This window comes from Rhodanobacter sp. FDAARGOS 1247 (assembly GCF_016889805.1).
Classification (GTDB): domain Bacteria; phylum Pseudomonadota; class Gammaproteobacteria; order Xanthomonadales; family Rhodanobacteraceae; genus Rhodanobacter.
The window spans coordinates 1,578,887-1,603,091 of record NZ_CP069535.1 but is presented as its reverse complement, the minus strand read 5'-3'; the positions used below and the strand labels follow the sequence as shown (position 1 = coordinate 1,603,091).

The 24,205-nt window shown below is 67.3% G+C and carries 26 protein-coding genes, 2 tRNA genes and 1 other RNA gene; 10 read left to right on the top strand and 19 right to left on the bottom strand.

The genetic code is table 11. The features are described 5' to 3' along the window. Positions 1-24: 24 nt before the first annotated feature. The 7 genes from recR to I6J77_RS07245 all read right to left on the bottom strand — a co-directional run bounded on the left by recR (position 25) and on the right by I6J77_RS07245 (position 4,801). Positions 25-624, bottom strand: a complete 600-nt coding sequence (gene recR, locus I6J77_RS07275; protein ID WP_007805160.1) for a recombination mediator RecR — start codon at positions 622-624, stop codon at positions 25-27. Between the two features lie 108 nt (positions 625-732). Further along, positions 733-1,056, bottom strand: a complete 324-nt coding sequence (locus I6J77_RS07270; RefSeq protein ID WP_040672683.1) for a YbaB/EbfC family nucleoid-associated protein — start codon at positions 1,054-1,056, stop codon at positions 733-735. Next, the gene (dnaX, locus tag I6J77_RS07265) at positions 1,056-2,735 is read right to left on the bottom strand and encodes a DNA polymerase III subunit gamma/tau (protein WP_204111118.1); all 1,680 of its coding nucleotides are present in this window, start codon (positions 2,733-2,735) and stop codon (positions 1,056-1,058) included. Before dnaX ends, I6J77_RS07270 begins: the two co-directional genes overlap by 1 nt. Positions 2,736-2,816: 81 nt before the next feature. Beyond that, positions 2,817-2,913, bottom strand: an RNA gene (ffs, locus tag I6J77_RS07260) — signal recognition particle sRNA small type. Positions 2,914-3,130: 217 nt separating this feature from the next. Next, a tRNA-Ser gene (locus I6J77_RS07255) sits at positions 3,131-3,220 on the bottom strand. A 94-nt stretch (positions 3,221-3,314) separates the two neighbouring features. Then, positions 3,315-4,073: an MBL fold metallo-hydrolase gene (locus I6J77_RS07250; RefSeq protein ID WP_056718819.1), complete on the bottom strand. Its 759-nt coding sequence runs from the start codon at positions 4,071-4,073 to the stop codon at positions 3,315-3,317. Next, the gene (locus I6J77_RS07245) at positions 4,070-4,801 is read right to left on the bottom strand and encodes a 3-deoxy-D-manno-octulosonic acid kinase (protein WP_204111117.1); all 732 of its coding nucleotides are present in this window, start codon (positions 4,799-4,801) and stop codon (positions 4,070-4,072) included. The genes I6J77_RS07250 and I6J77_RS07245 overlap by 4 nt, the downstream gene beginning before the upstream one ends. Positions 4,802-4,836: 35 nt before the next feature. On the opposite strand from I6J77_RS07245, the gene I6J77_RS07240 reads away from it, so the two are divergent. After that, complete coding sequence (locus tag I6J77_RS07240) at positions 4,837-5,889, top strand: glycosyltransferase family 9 protein (protein WP_204111116.1); 1,053 nt, start codon at positions 4,837-4,839, stop codon at positions 5,887-5,889. A gap of 12 nt (positions 5,890-5,901) precedes the next feature. Here I6J77_RS07240 and I6J77_RS07235 read toward each other — a convergent pair whose 3' ends face one another. The 4 genes from I6J77_RS07235 to hisS form a co-directional block, all read right to left on the bottom strand. Then, entirely contained in the window at positions 5,902-6,300 is a 399-nt protein-coding gene (locus I6J77_RS07235) for a DUF6165 family protein (protein WP_056765890.1), read from the bottom strand. A gap of 25 nt (positions 6,301-6,325) precedes the next feature. Continuing rightward, complete coding sequence (hutH, locus tag I6J77_RS07230; protein ID WP_204111115.1) at positions 6,326-8,272, bottom strand: histidine ammonia-lyase; 1,947 nt, start codon at positions 8,270-8,272, stop codon at positions 6,326-6,328. 40 nt (positions 8,273-8,312) lie between these two features. Continuing rightward, complete coding sequence (locus I6J77_RS07225; protein ID WP_239309220.1) at positions 8,313-8,663, bottom strand: GIY-YIG nuclease family protein; 351 nt, start codon at positions 8,661-8,663, stop codon at positions 8,313-8,315. Between the two features lie 90 nt (positions 8,664-8,753). Further along, positions 8,754-10,142 carry a histidine--tRNA ligase gene (gene hisS, locus I6J77_RS07220; protein ID WP_204111114.1) on the bottom strand — a complete coding sequence of 463 codons (1,389 nt, stop codon included), beginning with the start codon at positions 10,140-10,142 and terminating at the stop codon, positions 8,754-8,756. A 164-nt stretch (positions 10,143-10,306) separates the two neighbouring features. Between hisS and I6J77_RS07215 the strand changes: the two genes are divergently transcribed. Continuing rightward, a tRNA-Pro gene (locus tag I6J77_RS07215) sits at positions 10,307-10,383 on the top strand. A gap of 97 nt (positions 10,384-10,480) precedes the next feature. Here the strand turns inward: I6J77_RS07215 and I6J77_RS07210 are convergent. From I6J77_RS07210 to I6J77_RS07175, 8 genes are all read right to left on the bottom strand, one after another. After that, the gene (locus tag I6J77_RS07210; RefSeq protein WP_056718813.1) at positions 10,481-11,293 is read right to left on the bottom strand and encodes a ferritin-like domain-containing protein; all 813 of its coding nucleotides are present in this window, start codon (positions 11,291-11,293) and stop codon (positions 10,481-10,483) included. A gap of 11 nt (positions 11,294-11,304) precedes the next feature. After that, a complete protein-coding gene (gene purF, locus I6J77_RS07205; protein WP_056765882.1) occupies positions 11,305-12,780 on the bottom strand; it encodes an amidophosphoribosyltransferase in 1,476 nt (491 codons plus the stop codon). Between the two features lie 27 nt (positions 12,781-12,807). Continuing rightward, complete coding sequence (locus I6J77_RS07200; protein WP_056765879.1) at positions 12,808-13,437, bottom strand: CvpA family protein; 630 nt, start codon at positions 13,435-13,437, stop codon at positions 12,808-12,810. 24 nt (positions 13,438-13,461) lie between these two features. Then, positions 13,462-14,475 (bottom strand): SPOR domain-containing protein, encoded by a 1,014-nt coding sequence (locus I6J77_RS07195; RefSeq protein WP_204111113.1) that lies wholly within the window; start codon positions 14,473-14,475, stop codon positions 13,462-13,464. Between the two features lie 64 nt (positions 14,476-14,539). After that, a complete protein-coding gene (gene folC, locus I6J77_RS07190) occupies positions 14,540-15,838 on the bottom strand; it encodes a bifunctional tetrahydrofolate synthase/dihydrofolate synthase (RefSeq protein WP_204111112.1) in 1,299 nt (432 codons plus the stop codon). Between the two features lie 75 nt (positions 15,839-15,913). Beyond that, a complete protein-coding gene (locus I6J77_RS07185) occupies positions 15,914-16,078 on the bottom strand; it encodes a hypothetical protein (RefSeq protein WP_193385045.1) in 165 nt (54 codons plus the stop codon). A gap of 109 nt (positions 16,079-16,187) precedes the next feature. Further along, positions 16,188-18,719, bottom strand: coding sequence for a heavy metal translocating P-type ATPase (locus tag I6J77_RS07180; protein ID WP_204111111.1), 2,532 nt, complete (start codon positions 18,717-18,719; stop codon positions 16,188-16,190). Then, on the bottom strand, positions 18,716-19,141 hold the full coding sequence (locus tag I6J77_RS07175; protein ID WP_204111110.1) for a heavy metal-responsive transcriptional regulator: 426 nt from the start codon (positions 19,139-19,141) through the stop codon (positions 18,716-18,718). The genes I6J77_RS07180 and I6J77_RS07175 overlap by 4 nt, the downstream gene beginning before the upstream one ends. A gap of 219 nt (positions 19,142-19,360) precedes the next feature. On the opposite strand from I6J77_RS07175, the gene I6J77_RS07170 reads away from it, so the two are divergent. From I6J77_RS07170 to I6J77_RS07135, 8 genes are all read left to right on the top strand, one after another. Next, positions 19,361-19,813, top strand: coding sequence for a PA2169 family four-helix-bundle protein (locus tag I6J77_RS07170; protein WP_204111109.1), 453 nt, complete (start codon positions 19,361-19,363; stop codon positions 19,811-19,813). Between the two features lie 70 nt (positions 19,814-19,883). After that, a complete protein-coding gene (locus tag I6J77_RS07165; RefSeq protein ID WP_239309218.1) occupies positions 19,884-21,125 on the top strand; it encodes a mechanosensitive ion channel family protein in 1,242 nt (413 codons plus the stop codon). Positions 21,126-21,275: 150 nt separating this feature from the next. Next, entirely contained in the window at positions 21,276-21,749 is a 474-nt protein-coding gene (locus I6J77_RS07160; RefSeq protein ID WP_204111108.1) for an AHH domain-containing protein, read from the top strand. A gap of 30 nt (positions 21,750-21,779) precedes the next feature. Further along, positions 21,780-22,355 carry a hypothetical protein gene (locus tag I6J77_RS07155; protein ID WP_204111107.1) on the top strand — a complete coding sequence of 192 codons (576 nt, stop codon included), beginning with the start codon at positions 21,780-21,782 and terminating at the stop codon, positions 22,353-22,355. Positions 22,356-22,490: 135 nt separating this feature from the next. After that, positions 22,491-23,093: an AHH domain-containing protein gene (locus I6J77_RS07150; protein ID WP_204111106.1), complete on the top strand. Its 603-nt coding sequence runs from the start codon at positions 22,491-22,493 to the stop codon at positions 23,091-23,093. 13 nt (positions 23,094-23,106) lie between these two features. After that, on the top strand, positions 23,107-23,697 hold the full coding sequence (locus tag I6J77_RS07145; RefSeq protein ID WP_204111105.1) for a hypothetical protein: 591 nt from the start codon (positions 23,107-23,109) through the stop codon (positions 23,695-23,697). A 22-nt stretch (positions 23,698-23,719) separates the two neighbouring features. Beyond that, on the top strand, positions 23,720-23,857 hold the full coding sequence (locus tag I6J77_RS07140; protein WP_204111536.1) for a hypothetical protein: 138 nt from the start codon (positions 23,720-23,722) through the stop codon (positions 23,855-23,857). Positions 23,858-23,884: 27 nt separating this feature from the next. Next, positions 23,885-24,202, top strand: coding sequence for a hypothetical protein (locus tag I6J77_RS07135; RefSeq protein ID WP_239309216.1), 318 nt, complete (start codon positions 23,885-23,887; stop codon positions 24,200-24,202). Positions 24,203-24,205: the final 3 nt, after the last annotated feature.

The window sequence follows — 24,205 nt, the reverse complement described above, 5'->3', positions numbered from 1 at the left end:
GTCGGGCTCCCTCGGATCAAGGCTTCAGTCCAGCAGCTGGCGGCCGCCGAAGGCGTGTGCCAGCGTGCTGCGGTCGACGTATTCCAGTTCGCCGCCCAGCGGCACGCCATGCGCCAGCCGGGTCGGCCGCACGCCGCCGGCGCGCGCCAGCTGGGCCAGGTAATGCGCCGTGGCCTCGCCTTCCACGGTGGGGTTGGTGGCGATGATCAGTTCCTCGACCTCGCCCTCGCCCAGGCGCTGGCTCAGCTGCAGCAGGCCCAGCTCTTCCGGCCCCAGGCCATCGAGCGGCGACAGGCGACCCATCAGCACGAAATACTGGCCGCGAAAACCGGTGGCCTGCTCGATCGCCGCCAGATCGGTCGGCGACTCCACCACGCACAGTACCTGGCGGTCACGAGTGGCGCTGGCGCATAGCGCGCACAACGGCTCTTCGCTGAAATTTCGGCAACGCTCGCAATGACCGATGCGCTGCATCGCCTGCTCCATCACCGCCGCGAGTTTCAGGCCGCGATCGCGCTCACGCTCCAGCAGATGGAAGGCCATCCGCTGCGCGCTCTTGCCGCCTACCCCGGGCAGGCAGCGAAGCGCTTCGATCAGTTCGGCGAGAAGTGGGGAGCCGCTCATGCAATATCCGGGAATGGGGAATCGGAAATCGGGAATGGCAGAAGCGGAGCGAGGCGTTTCATGCTCTTGACGTTCCGATTCCCCATTCCCGATTCCCCATTCCCAGCCTCAAAACGGCATCTTGAAGCCAGCCGGCAGGTTCATGCCGGCGGTGACGCCGCCGAGCCGGTCCTTGCTGACCTGGGCCACCTTGTTCACCGCGTCGTTGATCGCGGCGGCGACCAGGTCTTCGGCCATTTCGGGATCGTCGGCGAAGGTCTGCCGGTCGATCTGCACGCGGCGGACTTCGTGGGCGCCGGTCATCACCACGCTGACCAGGCCGCCGCCGGCGCTGCCGGTGACTTCCAGTTTGGCGATTTCCTCCTGCGCGCGCTTCATGTCTTCCTGCATGCGCTGGGCCTGCTGCATCAGCTGACCGATCTGTCCTCTCATCACCTGGCTCCGGATTCGTTGTCAAAGGGCTTGATGGATTGCGGCACCACGCGTGCGCCGAAATCGCGCTTCAGCGTCTGCACCAGCGGATCGTCCTCGATCGCCTGCTCGGCAGCGGCCTGTGCGCTGCTGCGTGCCTGCGCGGCGCGAGCCGCGGGGGTCTGCGCGGCGGCGGCCTGGTTCTGGCTCACGAAACGCAGCTTGATGCGCTCGCCCAGCGCGTTGCCGATGCGCTCCTCCATCTGGCTGACCATCGGCTCGACCGCCATGCTCATGTGCGCCGGTTGCAGGGCCAGCACCAGGGTCTGGCCGTCGCGTTCACGCAGGATGGCGTTCTGCGCCAGCACGCTGAACGGGCCACGCAGGCCGGCGCGCTCGATCAGCGATTCCCAATCGGGCAGGCCATCGGCGTCGCGCGTCACGGGAACAGCCGGCGCGGGCGCTGGCGCTGGCGCAGCGGCCATCGGAGGAGCCGAAACTTCCACTGCACGTGCCGGCGCCGCGGAAGCACGCGCGGGCGCGGGCGCGGGCGGACGCGGTGCGGCAGCTTGATTGCTCGCCGGTCGCTCGACGCGCGCCGACGGCGCGCCGTCGCCGGGACGGAACGCCAGCATGCGCAGCAGGGCCATCTCGAAACCGGTGCGCGCATCCGGTGCCAATGCGAGATCACGCCGGCCCGAGGTGGCGATCTGGTAGTACAGCTGCACGTCTTCGGGCGTGATCCGTTCGGCCAGCGACGACAGCTCGCCGTCGTCCTCGCTGGCTTCGTCGGGGCGATAGCCGGGAATCAGCTGGATCAGCTGCAGGCGGTGCAGCACGCTGGCGATATCGTCCAGCACGCCGCCGAAATCCGGCGAATACGACGCGATCTGCCGGCACTCGGCCAGCAGCCGCTCGCCGTCGCCGGCGGCCAGCGCATCGAGCACGCCCAGTACCTGCCCCCGCGCCACGCTGCCCAGCATCGTGCGCACGTCGTCGGCATGCAACGCACCGCCGCCGTAGGCGATCGCCTGATCCAGCAACGACAGGCCATCGCGCAGCGAACCGTCGGCGGCGCGTGCCAGCTCGCCGATCGCGCTGTCGTCGTAGCTGATGTTCTCGGCGCCCAGGATGTGTCGCATCTGGCCGGAGATCTGTTCCGGCAGCAGCCGCTTCAGGTTGAACTTCAGGCAGCGCGACAGCACCGTCACCGGCAGCTTCTGCGGGTCGGTGGTGGCAAGCAGGAACTTCACGTGCGGCGGTGGTTCTTCCAGCGTCTTCAGCAACGCGTTGAACGCGTTCTTCGACAGCATGTGCACCTCGTCGACCAGGTACACCTTGAAGCGGCCGCGCGACGGTGCGTACTGGGCGTTCTCGATCACCTCGCGCACGTCGTCCACGCCGGTGTTGCTGGCCGCATCGATCTCCAGCAGGTCGACGAAGCGCCCCTCGTCCACCGCCACGCACACCGAGCACTCGCCGCAGGGATCAGCCGACTGGCCGCGCTCGCAATTCAGCGACTTGGCGAAGATGCGCGCGATGGTGGTCTTGCCGACGCCGCGGGTGCCGGTGAACAGGTAGGCGTGGTGCATGCGGCCGGTATCAAGCGCGTTGGTCAGCGCACGCACCACGTGTTCCTGCCCGACCAGTTCGGCGAACTTGCGCGGACGCCACTTGCGGGCGAGTACTTGATAGGACATGGCTACCAACGTTGGGGCAAAGACCGATTGTGCCAAGTCGGGGCGGCCAAGTCAGTAACGGCACGCCCGAAATGGCGGCGGCCCCGCCAGCCACACCCCGGCACCCGAATCATTCGCTACCGTTGCTTCCTTCCGGACCTGGCGGAGTTTGCGAACTATCGTCGCGGGGGGACCGACGGGGCCACCATGGACGTCAAGCGATATCGCTTGGTTGTTTTGCTGTTGCGCCAGCCCGTCAAGGCTGTCGCACTACTCGAATTCCGGCGGAGAGAGCGGGATTGCTCGGACCATCCTGGACCTCACCCCTCGCTCCGCGAGGGGCCAGCCTGCGGTTGTCCAAATTCGTTCCAGACGAATTTGTCGAACCTCAGCCTGCGTCGTACGGTTTCACTCACTGGCGGAGAGAGCGGGATTCGAACCCGCGATAGGTTTTACCCTATACACACTTTCCAGGCGTGCTCCTTCAACCACTCGGACACCTCTCCGCATGGGTGAAACCGCCTCTGCCAAGCATGCGTTGCCCGACAAAGAAGCGGAAGGATAGCCGCAGGCTCGGATACAGGCAAGCGACCAGGTCGCTCAGCCAGCATCAGCGCGAGGCGCAGAAGGTGGCGCCAGCGCAACACGCTCGCCCGTGGCAGCCACACGATAACCACGGGCGGCCAGCGCTTCACCATCGGCAGCGCTGCCGTAGTGATAGAGGATCATCTGCCGACGCAGCGCTGCGGGGTATTCGCGTTCGATGTCGTCGATGCCGGTGTGCGAGGGGTTGCCGACCAGACTGCAGTCGTGGGCGATCAGCCCCGTGCCCCCGGCATGGCGCGCCAGCACCTCGGGGATCGGCCGGGTGTCGCCGGTATAGGCGAAGCAGCCGTCCAGGGCGAGTCCGTACGAGGTTCCCGGCACGTGGTGGCGGGTGGCGAACACGTCGAACCACAAGCCGTCCAGCCAGAAGCCGCGCGTGCACGGGATCAGCCGGAACGCTTCCCAGAAGTTCACGCCCCCTTCGGCCAGCACGCCGGGGTAGTCCGCCACGCGCGCCTGCAACCAGGGCATCAGGCCGGCATGCAGGAAGACGCGGGTGGTACCGCGCAGGTGCCCGTCGAACCACAGCTTGATGAACAGCCGCTCCAGTCCGGCGACATGGTCCATGTGGGTGTGCGTGATGAAGATGGCCGACGGCAGCGCGTCGTAGGTCGCCATGTAGCGGTCCAGCGTATCGGGGCCGCAATCGACCAGCAGCAGCGGCACGCCATCGCGCTCGAGCACCGCCGCGGAGGAGCCGAGCTCCGCCGCGTGCGCCGCGCCGACGCCGAGAAAGTTCAGATGCCAGTTCATGGATTGAGCGTACGCCCATAGCGGTACAGCAGGGGTTGCCACAGGGTTTCCTCGAACGCCGCTTCGCCCGCGGCGGCAGCGCCAAGCTTGAGCAGCGAGCGGCGCAGGCGTTGCAGGTTGGCTTTTCGCCAGCTTTCGGCGGGAATGCGCATGCGTCCGCGATCGAAGTCGATCAGGTACAGCTGCTCCGGCGTCACCAGCACATTGTGCGCATTGAGATCGGCGTGCCAGACGCCGACGCGGTGAAAGCGTGCCACCAGCGCACCGACCTCTTCGGCCAGTTCGCCGTCCATCCGCCCGCTTGCCAGGCATTCGGCCAGGGTCTGCGCGTCGGCGATGCGGCGGGTGATCAGGTCGGCGCTGTAGAACAGGCCATGCCGGCGATAGCGCGCGGCCACCACGACCGGGCCGGGCAACTCCAGCCGGGCGATCTCGGCCAGCAGGCGGAATTCCGCAAACGGACGGCTGCGCACGGCGCCCGTCCACAGATAGCGATCACCCATCAGTGCCGCCACCAGGCCACCGCGGCGATAATGCCGCAGCACGCATTCGCCGATCGGCGTGGTGATGATCGCGACGCCGCCGCGGCCACCCGACTGCGTCCGCAACGCACCGCGTTCGCCCCAGTAATCCGCGGCGAACCATTCATGCCCGACTTGTGACGACACCGTCGCGTCGAACAGAATCGCGCCTTCGGCATCGTTGTGGGTTCGTTCCTGCATCATCATGCCCGGTGAATGCCCACGATTCTAACCCAGGCCCCATGACCCCGAACCCGACACCCGCCTCGATCTGCCTGCTGCGCACCTCCGCCATCGGCGACGTCACCCACGTGGTGCCGCTGCTGCGCACCCTGCAGCAGGCATGGCCGGACACGTCGCTGACGTGGATCGTGGGCAAGCTCGAACGCAAGCTGGTCGGCGACCTGCCCGGCGTGGAGTTCGTCACCTTCGACAAGGCCGCCGGCTGGGCCGGCATGCGTGCGGTGCACGCGGCGCTGCGCGGACAGCGCTTCGATGCCCTGCTGCAGATGCAGGTGGCGATGCGCTCGAACCTGCTGAGCCTGGGCATCAGCGCCGATCGCCGCGTCGGCTATGACCGCGCGCGTTCGAAGGATCTGCACGGGCTGGTCATCAACGAACGCATCCCGGCGCGCAGTGGCGAACACGTGCTTGATGCGATCGGCAGCTTTTGCGAGCCGCTCGGCCTGAAGCAGACCCGGGTGCGCTGGGATATCCCGATTCCGGACGAGGCGCATGCATGGGCCGCCGAACAGCTGCCCGGCGACGTGCCCACCCTGCTGGTCAGTCCCACCTCCAGCCATGCGCTGCGCAACTGGCGGCCGGAACGCTACGCGGCGGTCATGGATCATGCCGCCACGCGGGGCTGGCGCGTGGCGCTGATCGGCGGGCCTTCCGCCGGCGAACGGGCGATGGCCGATGCGGTGCTGGCGGCCTGCCAGCGCCAGCCGCTCGACCTCACCGGCAAGGACACGCTGAAGAAGCTGCTGGCCATGCTGGGCCGGGCGCAGCTGCTGCTGACTCCCGACTCCGGCCCGATGCACATGGCCAACGCGGTGGGCACGAAGGTGCTGGGCCTGCATGCCGCGAGCAATCCGGATCGCTCCGGGCCGTACTCCGATCGCCGCTGGTGCGTGAACAAATACGACGAGGCGGCGCGCAAGTACCTGGGCAAGCCGGGCGGCGATCTTCCCTGGGGCAGCAAGATCGAGAAGCCCGGCGTGATGGACCTGATCAGCGTCGGCGACGTGGTCGAACGCTACGAGGCCGCGGCACGGGAACTCGGCCTCGGCTGAAACGCCGGCGACTCAGACCGCGCGGTAATCCTGGTACGACTTTTCCTCGACCAGCTGCGAGCCGAGCTTGAGGTTGATCTCGCGCTTGAACGCGGCCCGCTCGTCGTTGCGGAAATACACCGCGCGGGCCAGTTCGATGAACTCCTGGTCGAACGCCTGGGCGCGCTCCTTCAGGCGGATCTGGTCCTCGATGTCCCACAGCAGCTCGTTCACCGCCAGCAGGCGGGCGCGCTCGTCCGAGATGTCGGTTTGCGAGGCTGCATCGTTGGCCCAGGTGGCGTTGAGCAGGTCCAGCTCGTTGCGCACGTTGGCCAGTTTCGCCTCGTCGGCGATGCGGCGCGACTTGATTTCGAGGATGGTGATCTTGTCGATCAGTTCGCCGTAGGACACCGGGGTCTGGATCAGGCTCATGAGATGTATTCCCTGGAAAGTCGAATCAGTGGCCGGCGCGAAACGCGCCATCCCGCACGAGTGCGCAGACCGCGCGGATGTCGCCGTCCATCGCGCGGTCGCGATGCATGAAACCGATCTGCCCGCGCAGCACCGCGTGGGCTTCGCGCACGCTGACGCCGGCGTGGAAGTCGCCCGCGCCGGCCAGTGCCGCGGCCAGTTGCTGCACCTCGGCGACGAACTGCGGGTGGTGCGGCTGGTCTTCGCGCGGCGCGTTGGCGATCTTCGCCGCCAGCGCCTGCCAGCCACCGCGCGTGGCCAGCCGGCGGGCCGCGTTGAGCATCTCCTGGCGGTAGTCCAGCGCCTGCGCCGCGGTGTACAGCTCCAGCGCCAGCACGTGGCCGAGGTCCTCCATCATCTCCAGCACGTGGCGCGCCTCGTTGGCGCCCATCGAGACGTGATCCTCGGCATTCGCGCTGGTCGGCACCGAATACACGCTGGCCGGATGCGCCCGGGTGGCCAGGTCGTTGACCAGCGCCGCCGCGGTGTACTGCACGATCATGAAACCGGAATCGGTGCCATCCTCGTTGCCGGTGAGAAAGGCCGGCAAACCATCATTCGTGGCCGGGTCGACCAGCTTGTTGAGCCGGCGCTCGGAGATCGACGCCAGCACCGGGATCGCCGCCTTCACGTAGCTCATCGCCAGCGCCAGCGGCATGCCGTGGAAATGGCCGGCCGAGATCACCTGCTCCTCGATGAACTGCGCGTCGTCGCTGTCGGGGAAGATCAGCGGATTGTCGGTGACCGCGTTCAGTTCGATGTCGAACACCCGGCACGCCTGCGCCCACGCATCGCGCACCGCGCCATGCACCTGCGGCATGCAGCGCAGGCTGTAGGCATCCTGCGGCTGGTGCTTCTTGCCGCCCTTGAACGGCAGGAAGCGGCTGTAGAACGCCTCGCGACCGTGGCGCTGGTTGGCCGGCACCCAATCCCAGCCGATGTCGAAGCTGAGCGCCTGGTCGTCCGGTTCGCTCCACGCCTCGGCGGTCCACGACTTGAAGCGCGGCACCAGGTGATACGGAATGTCGAGCAGGGTCGAGCCGGCCAGCCGCTCGCGCACGCGCGCCGCCACGTCCACCTGGCCCGGATGCGGGCGCAAGGCGTGCACTTCCGGGCGCAGCGCGCCGCTGCGGCCGGCGAACGCGTCGAGGGTCATCGCCGCCGCCACGTCGGCCGTGTCCAGCAAGGCCTCCAGCGTGTCCAGCGCCAGCGCGCCGGTGGCCAGCATCTGCGCGGTGCCGTTGTTCAGCGCCAGGCCTTCCTTGAACGACAGGCGGATCGGCTGGAGTCCGGCGCGCTTCAGCGCCTCGCCACCGCTCATCCGCTCGCCGCGATGGAACGCCTCGCCGCCGCCCAGCAGCACGATCGCCAGATGCGACAACGGCGCCAGGTCGCCGCTGGCGCCCACCGAACCCTTCTCCGGCACCACCGGCACCACGCCGGCATTGAGCATCGCGGTCAACGCTTCGAGCGTGCTGACGCGGATGCCCGAATGCCCGCGCATCAAGGTGTTGATGCGGATCAGCAACATCGCCCGCACCACGTCCTCGCCAAAGGGCTTACCCACGCATACCGCGTGGGTGATGATCAGGTTGTGCTGCAGTTCCTCCATCAGCGTGCCCTCGGGCGCGCCGGCGTGGCTGGCCGGCAGCTCGTCGCGCACGCGGTGCGCGCCCAGCAGCTTGTCGGCGTTGCTGCCGAAGCCGGTGGTGACGCCGTAGGTCGGCTCCCCGCAGCTGACCTTTTCGGCGAGGAAATCCGCGGCGCGCTGCACGCGTGCGAGCTGCGCCTGATCCAGCGCCACCGAGGCCCCCTGCCGCGCCACCGCCACCAGCTGCGCACGCGTCAGGCTGCTGCCGTCGAGAAGAATCGTTTTGCTCACTGAAAAATGCTCCGCATCTGTTGCGTCATTCCCGCGAAGGCGGAAATCCATACTTTCCGTTACCGGACACTCATAACGATGAGCGCCCGTGCTACAGCAAATCTTCCCAGAGATCCCGCCACTGCGGATTGCCTGCTTCAACCAACTCCAGCTTCCACGCGCGATTCCACCGCTTGAGCTGCGTCTCGCGCGTGATCGCCGACGGAAAGTCGGGATGGAACTCAAACCACCCCAGCTGCTTCACGCCGTAACGCCTGGTGAAACCTTCAACCACACCGTCCCGGTGTTCCCACACACGCAGCCTGAGGTTTCCCGTCACGCCGATGTAGAGCGTGCCGCGTTCGCCGCTGGCCATGATGTAGACGGCCGGTTGCCTGGGAGTCATCCATGTCTCCGTGAAGTTCGTTTTCTCGCCTTCATTCCCGCGAAAGCGGGAATCCATTTTGACTTTGTCGCAACACCAAGGTGGATTCCCGCTTTCGCGGGAATGACGGCTGTGGAAGATGATGCTTTGCGTCAACCCGCAACACCATCAACCCATCGCCGCGGCCTGCTCCAGCTCCACGCGCAGCGTCTTGATCAGCTCGCTGCGCGCCACTTCGAACTGGTCCTCGCGGCGCAGGTCCTTGACCGTGACCATGCCCTTGGCGATTTCGTCCTCGCCCAGCACGATCACGAAGCGGATGCCGGCGCGGTCGGCGTACTTGAACTGCTTGCCCAGCTTGCCGCCTTCCAGCACCACCTCGGTGGCGATGCCGGCGCCGCGCAGTTCGCCGGCCAGCGCCAGGTAGGCGGGCAGCTGCGCCTCGTCCATCTGGGTCACCAGCACGTCGACCGTGCTTTTGGCCGTGTCGATCAGGCCGGCGTCGCGCAGCTGCCAGTACAGCCGGGTCAGGCCGATCGAGATGCCCACGCCGGGCAGGTGCGACTTGGTGTACTGGCCGGCCAGGTTCTCGTAGCGACCGCCGGAACAGATCGAGCCGATCTGCGGGTGGTCGTTCAATGTCGTTTCGTAGACCGTGCCGGTGTAATAGTCGAGGCCGCGGGCGATCGACAGGTTCAGCGCGTACGCGCTTTCGGGCACGCCGAACGCGTGGATCAGGTTCAGCACCTCCTTCAGCTCGGCGCGGCCCTGCTCCATCGCCTCCGGGCCAGGGCCCAGCGCATCGAGCTTGTCCAGCGCGTCCTGCAGCGAGGTGGAGCGCACCTGCACGAAGGCGAGGATCTTCGCCGTCACCTCGGGGTCGAGGCCGAAGGCTGCGCCGGTCAGCGTGTCGCGCACGTAGTCGGCGCCGCGCTTGTCCAGCTTGTCCACCTCGCGCAGCACCAGCATCTGCTGCTCGGCGTCGAGCACGCCCAGGCTTTCGAAGTAGCCACGCATCAGCTTGCGGTTGTTCATGTGGATGGTGAACGGACCGATGTCCAGCTCGCGGAACACGCTGTGGATCACCGCGGGAATCTCGGCGTCGTAGCGCACCGACAGCGAGTCCTTGCCGATCACGTCGATGTCGCACTGGTAGAACTCGCGGAAGCGACCGCGCTGGGCGCGCTCGCCGCGGTACACCTTCTGCATCTGGTAGCGACGGAACGGGAAGCTCAGGTCACGCTCGTGCTCGGCCACGTAACGCGCCAACGGCACGGTGAGGTCGAAGCGCAGCGCCAGTTCCGGCATGCCTTCGTCGACCTTGCCGGCCGCGTTGAGCGCGCCGGTGGACTGCACGAAATAGACCTGGCGCTCGGTCTCGCCGCCGGTCTTGGTCAGCAGCACGTCGGAGAACTCGATGACCGGCGTTTCGATGGCCAGGAAACCGAAACGCTCGTAGTTGCGGCGGATCACGTCGAGCATGCGCTGGAATGCGATCTGGTCGAGCGGCAGCAGCTCGAGCACGCCGGGCATGGTGCGGGCCGGGGTAAGCGCCATGGAATCCTCTACTGACGGGGTGGACATTCCGCCGCGCGAAGGCGCGCGACGGCAGCCGTCAAGATTAACAGAACGCCGGCAGCCTTCCCCAGCATCGTCGCCAGGCCGATCGCGCAAACCTGTTGCCAAGCTCCCGATCCGCGATTAAGATACGCGGCTTCCCACGGGGTGTAGCTCAGCCTGGTAGAGCGCTACGTTCGGGACGTAGAAGTCGCAGGTTCGAATCCTGTCACCCCGACCAAAATTCGATGAAAAAGCCGGCCTCAGGCCGGCTTTTTTATTTGGTCTCGCCGCCGGCCCCAGGCTGGTTTTTCTATTTGGCCTCGCCGCCGGCCCGCTCAGCCCGGCATCGGCGACAGCGCCGCCAGGCGGTCCAGTTCCTCTTCCAGGAAGCCCGCCTCCAGTCGCGCCGGCCGGTTGAACGGGCCGCGCAGGGTCGCGCCCATGTAGTCGCGCAGCAGGACGAAGAAGGTGTCGATCGGATCGACGCCGTCGCGCTCGCAGCAGTGCCGGTACCAGCGGGTGCCGGCGGCGACGTGGGCCACTTCCTCGCGCAGGATCACCTCGAGGATCGCCACCGTGCGCTGGTCGCCCAGCTTGCGCAGGCGCTCGATCATGCCCGGCGTGACATCCAGTCCGCGCGCCTCCAGCACGCGGGGCACCAGCGCCATCCGGGCGGTGTCGTGCGCGGCGGTCTTCTCGGCCATCGCCCACAGGCCGTCGTGCGCGTCGAAGTCGCCGTAGGCATGGCCCAGCTCGGCCAGCCGTGCCGACAGCATGGCGAAGTGCCGGGCCTCGTCGTGGGCGCAACTGGCCCAGTCGCGGTAATAGTCGGCCGGCTTGTCGCGATACCGGTAGACCGCGTCCCAGGCCAGGTTGATCGCGTTGAACTCGATGTGCGCCACCGCATGCACCAGCGCGGCCCGCCCCTCGGCGCTGCCCAGCCCGCGCTGCGGCACCTGGCGCGCATTGACCAGTCGCGGCTTCGCCGGGCGGCCGGGCGCGCCGATCGGCTCGGGTGGCGGCGAGTCGGGATCGGCGCGCAACTCGCCGGCGAGAAAGGCCTGCCAGGTCTCGTGGGTCAGGCGCAGCTTCTCGGCCGGGTCGGTGGCGTCGAGGCAGCGCCTGGCAGCAGCATGGAGATCAGTCACGAGGCACGGATTCAGACGACGCGCCGTGCCGCCTTGGCGTCGTCCGAGCGCAGCATTTCGATCTGCTCCAGGTAACGCTGGTCGAGTCCGGTGATGTACTCGCCCGAGAAGCAGGAGGTGTCGAACTGCTGCAGGTTCTCGTTGCCGTCCTGCACCGCCCAGATCAGGTCCTTCAGGTCCTGGTAGATCAGCCAGTCGGCGCCCAGCACGTGCTCCACTTCCTGCTCGGTATGCCCGGCGGCGACCAGCTCCGAGGTGGACGGCATGTCGATGCCGTAGACGTTCGGGTAACGCACCGGCGGCGCGGCGGAGGCGAAGTAGACGTTTTTGGCGCCGGCGTCGCGGGCCATCTGGATGATCTGCTTCGAGGTGGTGCCGCGCACGATCGAGTCGTCCACCAGCAGTACGTTCTTCTTGCGGAACTCCAGGTCGATCGCGTTGAGCTTGCGGCGCACCGATTTCACCCGCTCGCCCTGCCCCGGCATGATGAAGGTGCGGCCGATGTAGCGGTTCTTGACGAAGCCCTCGCGGAACGGCACGCCCAGCGCGCCGGCCAGCGCGCTGGCCGCGGTGCGCGCGGTGTCGGGAATCGGGATCACCGCGTCGATGCCGTGGTCCGGGCGCAGGCGCAGGATCTTCTCGGCCAGCTTCTCGCCCATGCGCAGGCGCGCCTTGTACACCGAGACGTCCTCGATCATCGAGTCGGGCCGCGCCAGGTACACGTATTCGAAGATGCACGGCGTATGCGTCGCGCCCTCGGCGCAGCGGCGACTGTGCAACTGGCCGTCGTCGGTGATGATCACCGCCTCGCCCGGCGCCACGTCGCGGATGCGCTTGAAGCCCAGGATGTCCAGCGCCACCGACTCCGAGGCCACCGCGTATTCACGGCCTTCGCCGGTGATCCGCTCGCCCAGCACCAGCGGGCGGATGCCGTTGGGGTCGCGGAACGCGATCAGGCCGTAGCCCAGCAGCAGCGCGATGCAGGCATAGCCGCCGCGGGCCCGCGCATGCACGCCGGCCACCGCCTTGAAGATGTGGTCCGGGGTCAACGCCATGCGGTCCTGGATCTGCAGCTCGTGCGCCAGCACGTTCAGCAGCACCTCGGAGTCGGATTCGGTGTTGATGTGGCGGCGATCGCCCTCGAACATCTCGCGGCGCAGTGCGTCGGTGTTGACCAGGTTGCCGTTGTGGGCAAACGCGATGCCGTAGGGCGAATTCACGTAGAACGGCTGCGCCTCGGCCGAACCTTCGGAGCCGGCGGTGGGGTAACGGCAGTGACCGATGCCGATGCGCCCGCGCAGGCCCGCCATCGCGCTCTGGCCGAACACGTCGCGGACCAGGCCGTTGCCCTTGTGCAGGCGCAGCCGCGAGCCGTCCACGGTGGCGATGCCGGCGGCGTCCTGGCCGCGGTGCTGCAGCACCGTCAGTCCGTCATAAAGCGCCGATGCCACTTCGGTGGTACCGACAATGCCGATGATTCCGCACATGATTGTTGCCTGCTTCGGGAGATGTGTTCAGAAATTCCGGGGCGGCGCAGCCGAGCTGGCTGCGGCCGGCGATGCCGGATGGATGGAGGTCGCCGCTGGCGCGGGTGACGCGCCGGATATGGAGGCAGGCAGGGTCGCGGGCAAGCCGGACAGGCGATCGAGCACGGCCGGCGGGTGGATGTAATCGCGCACGCCGGGCGGCACCTGCTGGCCCAGCCATGCGGCCACGTGCTGGAACTGGGGCAGCAGCACGGACTGCTGCCACCATGGATCGCGGGTGAACGCGGTGAAGCCGATCAGGAATACCAGCAGGGTCACCAGCAGCACGCCCCGCACCAGGCCGAACAGCATGCCGAGCAGACGGTCGGTACCGGACAGGCCGGTGCTTTCGACCAACCGGCTGATCACGAAGCGCAGCAGCGCACCCAGAATCAGCACGGCGACGAAGCACAGGCCGTAACCCACGATGATCCGCGCCGAGGGCAGCTCGATCACGTGCTCGAAATGTCGGGCCACCGCCGGGCCGAAGCTCCACGCCACCCAGAACGCGGCGATCCAGATCACCAGCGCCAGCACCTCGGAAACCAGCCCGCGCCACAGCCCGACCAGGACGGACAGGGCCAGCACGCCAAGGATGATGTAGTCGGTCCAGTTCATGGGTTCGCCAGCTTGCCGCTGAACTCAGGGCACCGGGACGACGTTGCCGTCGATGCCCAGCTTCGCCTTGATCTGGTCGTGCACGCGCTGCGCGTCGCTGCGCTGGGTCTGCGGGCCGGCCCGCACGCGCCACAACTGCTTGCCGCTGGCCTGCACCGAATCGACGAAGCTGTCGAAACCGTTCGCGCGCAGCTTGTCGCGCAGCGCGATCGCGTCGGCCTGGGCGCTGATCGCCGCCAGCTGGACCGCCCAGCCACCGGCCCTGGCGGACTCGTGGGCCACGGGTGCGCTGGCCGGCGCGCTGTCGCGGCTGGCGTCCTGTTCCAGCCGCGCCGGCACGCCGGGAATCGACTGGGTGATCTTCAGCCGGGCCGCCTCGGCCGCGGCACGCGTTTCGAACGGGCCGGCGGTGACCAGGGTGCGCGGCTTGCCCGCCTGGGTGATCGTCTGGCCGCTGACCGGATAGCCCAGGGCGCGCACGCGACGTTCGAGGCTGGCCGCGCCGGCGGCGCTGGCATAGGCACTGAGGTTGAGCGTGTAGTTGCCACGACCGACCGCGACAGGTGTCGGCGCGGGCTTCGGGCTGACCGCCACCGGCTTGGCCGGTTCGACGGAAGCGGGCGGCTTGCTCGCCACCGGCGGGGTCGTCGCCGTCGGCTTGTCCCGCTGCGGAATCACCGGCTGGCTGGGCGACGCGCCCGAGCCGATGGTCACCGTGGTCGGCGGCGGCGCCTGACCGGCCTGCGGATCGGTCTCCACGTCGCGCGGACGGCTGGAGCCGATGTTCACCGTGGCCAGCCGGTCACCCGATCCGGGCGTGACGGTTTCGGCCGGTGGCGCCACCGTGCCCGAGGCACTGGCGGCGTCGGGCGCAAGGCTCATGGTGCGGGTCTGCAGGTCGCGATCGGGTGCCGGCGGAATCGCCAGGTTGACGGCTTGGTCGCCACCGGGGGCTGGCGGCGTACTGGAAAAGAACATCGGCACGAACAGAACCGCCAAGGCAATCAGGACGGCGGCTCCCAGCAGGCGTGTTTTCAAGTTATCGCTCCAGGACGGCAAAGGCAGTGCACAACACGGCGATTATACCTGCCGCGGGCAACGGTCATCCGGCGTCGACGCCGCCCGCCATGGCCGCGTGTTCAGCCAGCACCGCAGTGGCCACGAAAAACGAGCCGAACGCGAGAATGCAGTCGCCCGCTTTCGCGGCGGCACGCGCCGCCTGCAACGCCGCCGCCACGTTGGGGTGCGTCGTGCACGAGGCCTGCGGCAGGGTCTGTCGCAGGATGGTGCCCAGCGCGTCGACGCTCATGCCGCGCGCACTGTCCTGGTCCAGTCCGGCCAGGTGCCAGTGATCGACACGGTCGCCGAGCGCCGCGATCACCCCCGCGGCATCCTTGTCGGCGAGCGCGCCGTAGACGGCACGCACTGTGCTCGACGGTCGCGCGTCCAGCCATTCGGCCAGGGCGCGGGCGGCCTGCGGGTTGTGCCCGACATCCACCATGATCGGAACCTCGCCGCTGATCAGCTGCAGTCGCGCCGGCACCCGCACCTCGTGCAGGCCCACGCTGATCGCGGCAAAGAACGCGCTGGGCGTCAGCCTCTCGTCGCCCAGCGCGTGCAGCGCGGCAATCGCCGCCGCCGCGTTCGCGTACTGCACCGGTGCGGATAGGGCCGGATCGGGCAGTTCCATCGCACTGCCGTCGCGGTGGCGCCAGCGCCAGCCGTCCGCATGGCGCTCGACGCTGAAATCGATGCCGGCCCGCTCGACCCGGGCGCCGCAGGCTTCCAGTGCGGCGAGCAGACCCGCTGGCGGGTCCAGCTCGCCCACGATCGCCGGGCGCCCGGCCCGCGCGATGCCGGCCTTCTCGCGGCCGATGCTGTCGCGATCCGGGCCGAGCCAGTCCATGTGGTCCAGGTCGATCGTGGTGATGATCGCCGCGTCGGCGTCGATGATGTTGACCGCATCCAGCCGTCCGCCCAGCCCCACTTCCAGCACGGCCACGTCGAGCCCGGCCCGCGCGAACAGGTCCAGCGCGGCCAGCGTGCCGAACTCGAAATAGGTCAGCGGGATGCTGCCCCGCGCCGCCTCGATGCGCTCGAACGAGGCGATCAGCACCGCATCATCGGCATCCGCCCCGTCGATGCGCACGCGCTCGTTGTAAGCAAGCAGGTGTGGCGAGGTGAATGCCCCCACGCGGCGGCCCGCGGCGCGAAGCATCGCCTCCAGCAAGGCCACCGTGGAACCCTTGCCATTGGTGCCGGCGACGGTGATCACCTGTCGCGCCGGCGCCGGTGCGCCCATCCGCTGCCACACCTCGCGGACCCGTTCGAGGCCCAGCTCGATGCTGTGGACGTTGACGCGTTCCTGGTACGCCAGCCATTCGGCGAGTGTGCGGCTCATGCGGTGACTTTGTGCTGGGGAGTGGCTGCGTCCGCGCCGGTGCGCGAACGGTAGGCACGAAGTCTAGGGCAACGCTCAGCCAAACGGACGAATGCCGCTGTAGTGCAAGGCCATGTACAGGGCGAACGCGCTCCACAAGGTCTTCCTCAGCGCCCTGCCCACAAACAGCGCAGCCATCAGGCCGAGCAGCAGGGGCAGGTATCTGTCGAGCGTGCCGCGGGTTTCGGGTATGACGTTCATGGATGCTCTCCGGCACCACCGTGGTGCGGGAGCATGATCGAACGGACACGCCACCGGCCACAGTCGCCACCGTCAAGCATCGCCGGTGACAATCGTCACGACGCAGGCCTCACAGCGGTGCGCGCCGCAGCCGCAAGGCATTGCTGACCACCGACACCGAGCTGAGGCTCATCGCCAGCGCCGCGATCATCGGCGACAGCGTGATACCCAACCACGGATACAGCACGCCGGCAGCCAGCGGCACGCCCACCGCGTTGTAAACGAAGGCGAAGAACAGGTTCTGGTGGATGTTGCCCACGGTGGCCTGCGACAGCTTGCGCGCCCGCACGATCGCGCCCAGCTCACCCCTCACCAGGGTCACCGAAGCGCTCTCCATCGCCACGTCGGTGCCGCCGCCCATCGCGATGCCGACATCGGAAGCGGCCAGCGCCAGCGCGTCGTTGATGCCGTCGCCGGCCATCGCCACGCGGCGGCCTTCGGCCTTGAGCCGGTTCACCACGGCGGCCTTGTCGGCCGGCGAGACGTCCGCATGCACCTCATCGATGCCCAGCGTGCGCGCCACCGACTGCGCGGTGGTGGCGTTGTCGCCGGTGAGCATCACGATGCGCAGGCCGGCCGCGTGCAGTGCCTGGATGGCCGCGGGGGTGTCAGGCTTGATGCGGTCGGCCACCGCCAGCAGCGCGGCGAGGGTGCCGTCGACGGCGAGGAACATTACCGTGGCGCCGTGTTGACGCAGTTGCCCCGCGCGAGCGTTGGCAGCGTCGCTGATGGCGGCACGCGACTCGGCCATCAGCCTGGCATTGCCCAGCGCCACCGTGCTGCCATCCACCATCGCGCTGACGCCCATGCCGGTCAGCGAGCGGAATTCCGTGGCCGCCAGTACCGCCACACCTTCGGCATCGGCGGCAGTGGCGATCGCGCGGGCCAGCGGATGCTCGCTCGGCCGCTCCAGCGCGGCGGCCAACGCCAGCAAGTGTTCGCGTGGCTGGTTGCCGAGGACCACCAGTTCGGTCAGTGCCGGCTTGCCCTCGGTCAGCGTGCCGGTCTTGTCCACCACCAGGGTGTCGATGTCGCGCAGGGATTCGATCGCGCCGGCGTCCTTGAACAGCACGCCGTGCTGCGCGCCACGCCCGCTGGCGACCATGATCGAGATCGGCGTGGCCAGGCCCAGCGCGCACGGACAGGCGATGATCAGCACCGACACCGCGGCGATCAGCGCATGCGCCAGGCGCGGTTCCGGCCCCGTCATCGCCCACACGGCGAAGGCCAGCACGGCCGCCACGACCACCGCCGGCACGAACCACGCGGCGACCTTGTCGGCCACGCGCTGCAACGGCGCGCGGCTGCGCTGGGCGGCCGCCACCAGCGCCACGATCTGCGCCAGCAGGGTTTCGCCGCCGACTTTCTGCGCGCGCATGGTCAGCACGCCATCCTGGTTCACGGTGCCGCCGGTGACCGCATCATCCTTCGCCTTGACCACCGGCATCGGTTCGCCGGTGAGCATCGATTCGTCGACGTGGCTCTGGCCGTCGATCACCACACCATCGACCGGCACCTTCTCGCCGGGGCGAACGCGCAGCACGTCGCCGGCCTGCACTTGCTCCAGCGGCACATCGGCCTCGCTGCCATCGGCGGCGATCCGCCGCGCGGTCTTCGGCGCCAGCCCCAGCAACGCCTTGAGCGCCGCCCCGGTGCGCCGCCGCGCGCGCAGTTCCAGGAAATCGCCCAGCGTGACCAGGGTAACGATCACCGCCGCCGATTCGAAGTACACCGCGACGCGGCCATGCATGTCGCGGAAGCCGTCGGGGAAGATTCCCAGCAGCGCGAACGCCACCGCGCTGTACAACCACGCCACGCCGGTACCCAGCGCGATCAGCGTGTACATGTTCGGCGACCACGGCTTCAGCGAGCGCCAGCCGCGCACGAAGAACGGCGCGCCGCCCCACAGCACCACCACGCTGGCCAGCACCGCCTCGCCCCACGCGGCCACGCCATCCCACGGCGCGGGCAGATGCCAGCCGAACAGATGCGGCCCCATCGCCAGCGCAAACACCGGCAAGGTCAGCGCCACCAGCCACCAGAAACGCCGCGTCATCGCCCGCAGTTCGCCGCCATCGTCCTCGTCCAGCGAGGGCATCATCGGCTCCAGCGCCATGCCGCATTTCGAGCAATGGCCGGGGCCGACCTGCTGCACTTCCGGATGCATCGGGCAGGTGTAGACCGTGCCGGCTGGCGCGGCCGGCGCGGGCTGGCGTTCGCCCAGGTACGCGGCCGGATCGGCCACGAACTTCTCGCGGCAGCGCGCGGAGCAGAAGTGGTACGGATGACCGTCGTGTTCGGCGCGGTGCTGCGCGGTGTGCGGGTCCACGCTCATGCCGCAGACCGGGTCCTTCACCAGGTGTGCGCCATGCGCATCACCGTGCGCGGCGTGGTCATGCTCGTGCGTGGCAGTCGCGACCAGATAGCGCGCCGGCTCCGCCTCGAACTTCGCCTTGCAGCCACCGCAGCAGAAATGGAAGGTCTGCCCGTCGTGCACGGACTGATGCCTCGACGTGCCCGGATCAACCGTCATGCCGCAGACCGGGTCGGTCGCCGTCGAAGGCGTGTTATCGCTGTCGTGCCAGCACGCCTGCGCGTTCATGCCGCCACCTTGTCGTCGCTCAGCGCGCGCAGGATCGGACACTGCTCCGGCTTGCCGTGTCCGGGGCACGAGGCCACCAGTTGCGCCAGTCCATCGCGCACGCGCTGCAGTTCGGCGATGCGCTGCTCGATGGCCGCCAGCCGCTTTTCCGCCCGCCGCTTCACCGCCTTCACCCCGCGCTGGCGATCCGCCGACAGCGCCAGCAATTCGCGGATCTCCTCCAGCGTGAAGCCGAGATCCTTGGCACGGCGGATGAAGCGCAGCTGCGCCACCGTGGCCTCGCCGTAACTGCGATAGCCGGAAGCGCGCCGTTCGGGTTCGGGCAGCAGGCCTTCGCGCTCGTAATAACGGATCGTGTCGATCGCCACGCCGACGCGCCTGGCGACGGCACCGATGGTCAGGGAGGGAGCTTGGGTATCCATGCGGACAAGTCTAGACCATTGATCAAGGTCAAGAGTCAAGCAGTCGATGCGCGCCCTTCTCCAACGCGCGCCCACCCGCGCAACAACGCGCCATCAAGATGAACGCAAGCCACGGGTCTGAACAAAGCCGTGGCGCTTCCGTCACCTGCCCTCCCGTGTACTTGTCCACGGCGATTCCCCTGCCACCACGGTCCACATCGGAATCCGCAAGGAGAACTCATGAACAACGAACACGACATCAAGACCCTCAACAGCCTGATCGAAACCACCCTGGACAGCGCCGACGGTTACGCCGAAGCGGCCAAGGATGCGAAAAGCGAACCGCTGGTCTCGCTGTTCCGCGCGCGCTCCGGCGAGCGCCGCACCGCGGCGTCGGCCCTGCAGAACTGCGTGCGCTCGCTGGGCGGCAAACCCGAGGACGACGGCACCGTGCTGGCCTCGGCGCACCGGATGTTCGTCAACCTGCGCACCAGCCTCACCAAGGCCGACAACAAGGCCGTGGTCGACGAGGTCGAACGCGGCGAGGATCACATCAAGTCGAAATTCGAGGACGCGATGAAGGACGATGAGATCTCGCCCCATACGCTGTCGGTGATCGCCGATGTCTACACCTCGGTGCGCAACGGCCATGACCAGATGCGCGACATCAAGCAGGCGTTCCACGCCAGCTGATCGTGCCAGCTGACCGACTTGCGATTCGGCAACGAACGAAGGGCACCGAAGGGTGCCCTTCTTCGCGCGCATGCGCCCACGCCCGTCCGCCAGCCGACATTTCTTCCACATCGAAAGCGGCAGGCTGGACATCATGCTGAGCGATTTCCTCTCGACCTTGGCCGCTGATCCGTGGGCACGCCTTGGCCTGGCGCTGGTGGCCGGCCTGATGCTTGCCCTGCTCGTGCGCGTCGCGGCCTACGCCGCGCTGGACCGCGTGGCGGCGCGGCAACCAGTGCTTTCGGATCTCCTGCGCCGCGCCAGCGGTCCGATGGAGTGGGTGCTGCCACTGCTGGCGCTGGCGATCTGCCTGCGCACCTGGCCCGCCAGCGTCTCGCCGCTGTTCACCCTGCTGCAGCATCTCTCGCTGATCGCGTTGCTGGGCGCGTGTACGTGGCTGGTGGTGCGCTGCATCGGCGCGTTCGAGGACGCCGCGATCCGCAACCATCCGATGGACGTGGCCGACAACCTGCGTGCGCGCCGCGTGGTGACCCAGGTGCGCGTACTCGGGCGCACCGCCGACGTCATCGTGATCATCCTGGGCGCCGCGATCATCCTGATGACCATTCCCGGCGTGCGCCAGCTCGGCACCAGCCTGCTCGCCTCGGCCGGCGTGGCGGGCCTGGCGATCGGACTGGCCGCCAAACCCGTGCTGAGCAACCTGATCGCCGGCCTGCAGATTGCCCTGACCCAGCCGATCCGGCTCGACGACGTGGTGATCATCGAAGGCGAATGGGGCCGCATCGAGGAGATCACCGGCACCTACGTGGTGGTGCGCATCTGGGACGAACGACGGCTGGTGGTGCCGCTGAACTGGTTCATCGAAAACCCGTTCCAGAACTGGACCCGGCAGAGCGCGCAACTGATCGGCACGGTGTATCTCAAGCTCGACTACCGCACGCCGCTGGCGCCGCTGCGCGAGGAGCTGACGCGGCTGTGCGACCAGTCGGAACTGTGGGATCGCCGCGTCTGCATCCTGCAGGTGACCGACACCGACGAACACGCCATGCAGCTGCGCGCCCTGGTCAGCACCTCGGATTCCGGCCGTGGCTGGGACCTTCGCTGCCTGGTGCGCGAAGGCCTGATCGCCTTCATCCAGGCCCACTATCCCGACGCATTGCCGCGCTGGCGCGGCGAACTCAGTCGCGGCGGGCAGGCTCCGGACCTTCCCGATCCTGCCGTGCCGCCCGCGCAGCACAGCCCTTCGCCCGAGGATGAAGGACCACGGCGTCCGCATGACGACGACGCTGGCGCCACGCCGATCCGGGCGTGACCGCGTGACGCCCTACAGTGTTCGCAACGACCGGCGCAGGCCGGCCAGCGCCACCGAGATGTCCGCCGCATCACGCAAGACCGGCTGTTCGACCTTACGCTGGCAGCCAACCTGATCGTCGATCCAAACAGCGGTGCCAACCCGTACGAGATGCGCAACCGCCCGCTGACCAGGGAAGAAAAGGCACGCCTGCGGCACCTCAATGGCATGACGTTGCCGACTTCGGCGAAGGTGCTTCGCGCCAACGCCGAAGACCGGAGTTATAACCACCGACGAACCTTGTCCCGGAACATCGTCCGAGGAACGAAGCAGGCGCGGCCGGCGGACGCGTGCGCGCATCATATTGTCGCGTTGCATGCTTCAGCAGCGAAGCCTTCTCGCGACTTGCTTGTCGATTGCGGCATTGGCATCAACGATGTCGACGATGGGGGTTTCCTGCCCCGCTTCGACCACAAGCTGCCCGGCGATCCCGACGCGCCACGCCACAACCCGCACCACCACAGGGAATACCATTTGGCCGTATACGACAGACTGCAGGACGATGAGCCAAATGATGCCCGGACATGCCGCGCCACGTTGAAATCGCTGAAGACGGATATCTTGTCCGGCCTGCTTCCGCTCTGACGTGGACACTACCAAATGACGATCTGAGAATTGCGTTACACCCCCGTCAACGATCATGCGATCGTGGTTGCACTCGACAACGCCGACATACACGCCAAGTTGTTTCGCATCACCGGCCAGCCACTGCACTGGGACAAGGTGCCGCGCATCGGCCTTGAAGACCACTCGCGCAAAAAGCTTAAACGCCCGCCCGCCGACGTCAGTGCCATGGTGCCGGGTGCGCTCGTGTTGAACGCACATGCCTACGATGTACTTGGCCCGTTCCTCTCGAGATTCGGGCAACTGCTGGAGCTTAAGACCGAAACCGGCCTCGACCCGCGTGAGTTCTATAACGAAGCGGAACCCGGTACGCGGTATTTCTACAATGTCACCCACCTGCTCCCGTGCGTGGATCTCGAGCATTCGGCGCGAAACGACCTCGGACACATACGGCTGGAAGTGTTCGACACCACGAACGTGCCGATAGAGGCGACCGTTTTCAAAGACCCCGCGACAGCGAAGTCCCGCATCTATGTAAATGACGCCGGCAAGGCTCTCATCGATGAGCTGGTTGCCTCGGCTGGACTGACCGGAATCGAATGTGCTCCTCCCAGGCCAAGGCTGTAAGACGACGGCACAGAGCCTGTCAGTCATGTTGTATTGCCCGCCCCCTATTGCATGAGGACGCTGGCGTCCTCTGCCGTGGCATACTGGCACCACGCCAGGAACAATCACGCATTCACGAACAGCCAAGGACAGGCCATGACGAAGAAACCGAGCGATCTCCCGGCGACGGGTGCATTGGCACCCATGACGCAAGACCGGCTGCTCGACCTCACGCTGGCAGCCAACCTGATCGTCGATCCAAAAAGCGGTGCCAACCCGTACGAGATGCGCAACCGCCTGCTGACCAGGAAGGAAAAGGCGCGCGTGCGTTACCTCAACGGCATGACACTGCCGACTTCGGCGGAGGTGTTAAGTGCCAATGCCGAAGATCGGGGCTACAACCATCGGCGAACCTTGTCCCGGAACATCGTCCACGGAACCAAACAGCCGCGCCAAGTGGACGTGTGTGCTCATCACATTGTCGCTTGGCGCGATTCGGCAGCAGATCTTTCGCGCATACGGCTCTTCGGCTGCGGCATTGGCATCAACGATGCCGACAATGGGGTCTTCCTGCCCCGCTTCGCCAACAAGCTGCCCGACTATCCCAACGCACCACGCCACGATCCGCATCACCATCCTGAATACCATTTTGCGGTGTACGACAAACTACGGGACGTAGAGCCAGGAGATACCCATCAATGCCGCGCGACGTTGAAATCTCTCAGGGCGGATATATTGTCAGGCCTGCTCCCACTTTGACATGGATATTTTGATGAAAATCTGGGAATTGCGTTGCGCTTCCATCAACGATTACGCGATGACGGTTCCGCTCGATAAGAGTGACATGCGCGCCTACTTGTTTGATGTCAACGGCGAGCCGCTCAACTGGAAAAGGGTGCCCCACGTCGGCTTTGCCGATAGCTCGCGCAAAAAACATAAACGCCCGCCTGCCGACGTCAGTGTCATGGTGCCAGGTGCTCTCGTATTGAACGGTCGCGCCTACGCGGTACTTGGCCCGTTCCTCTCAAGATTCGGGCAGCTGCTGGAGCTCCGCACCGAAACCGGCCTCGACCCGCGTGAGTTCTATAACGAAGCAGAACCCGGTACGCGATATTTCTACAACGTCACCCACCTGGTGCCGTGCGTGGATCTCGAGCGTTCGGCGCGAAACGACCTCGGACACATACGGCTGGAAGTGTTTGACACCACGAACGTGCCGGTCGAGGCGGCCGTTTTCAAAGACCCCGCGACAGCGAAGTCCCGCATCTATGTCAATGACGCGGGCAAGGCTCTCATCGATGAGCTGGTCGCCTCGGCCGGACTGAGCGGTATCGAATGTGCACCGCCCAGGCCAAGGCTGTAAGACGACGGGCGCCTTGGCGCCCATGACGCAAGACCGGCTGCTCGACCTCACGCTGGCAGCCAACCTGATCGTCGATCCAAACAGCGATGCCGACCCGCACGAGATGCGTAACCGCCTGCTGGCCAGGAAGAAAAGACGCGCGGGGCCCTACCTCAACTGAACCCGGCAGAGCGCGTAGCTGATCGGCATGGTCCATATCAACTACCGCACACCGCTGGCGCCGCTGCGCGAGGAACTGACGCAGCTGCGCGCCCTGGTCAGCACCTCGGATTCCGGTCGTGGCTGGGACCTTCGCTGCCTGGTGCGCGAAGGCCTGATCGCCTTCATCCAGGCCCACTATCCCGACGCGTTGCCGCGCTGGCGCGGCGAACTCAGTCGCGGCGGGCAGGCTCCGGACCTTCCCGATCCTGCCATGCCGCCCGCGCAGCACAGCCCTTCGCCGGAGGATGAAGGACCGCGGCGTCCGCATGACGACGACGCTGGCGCCACGCCGATCCGGGCGTGACCG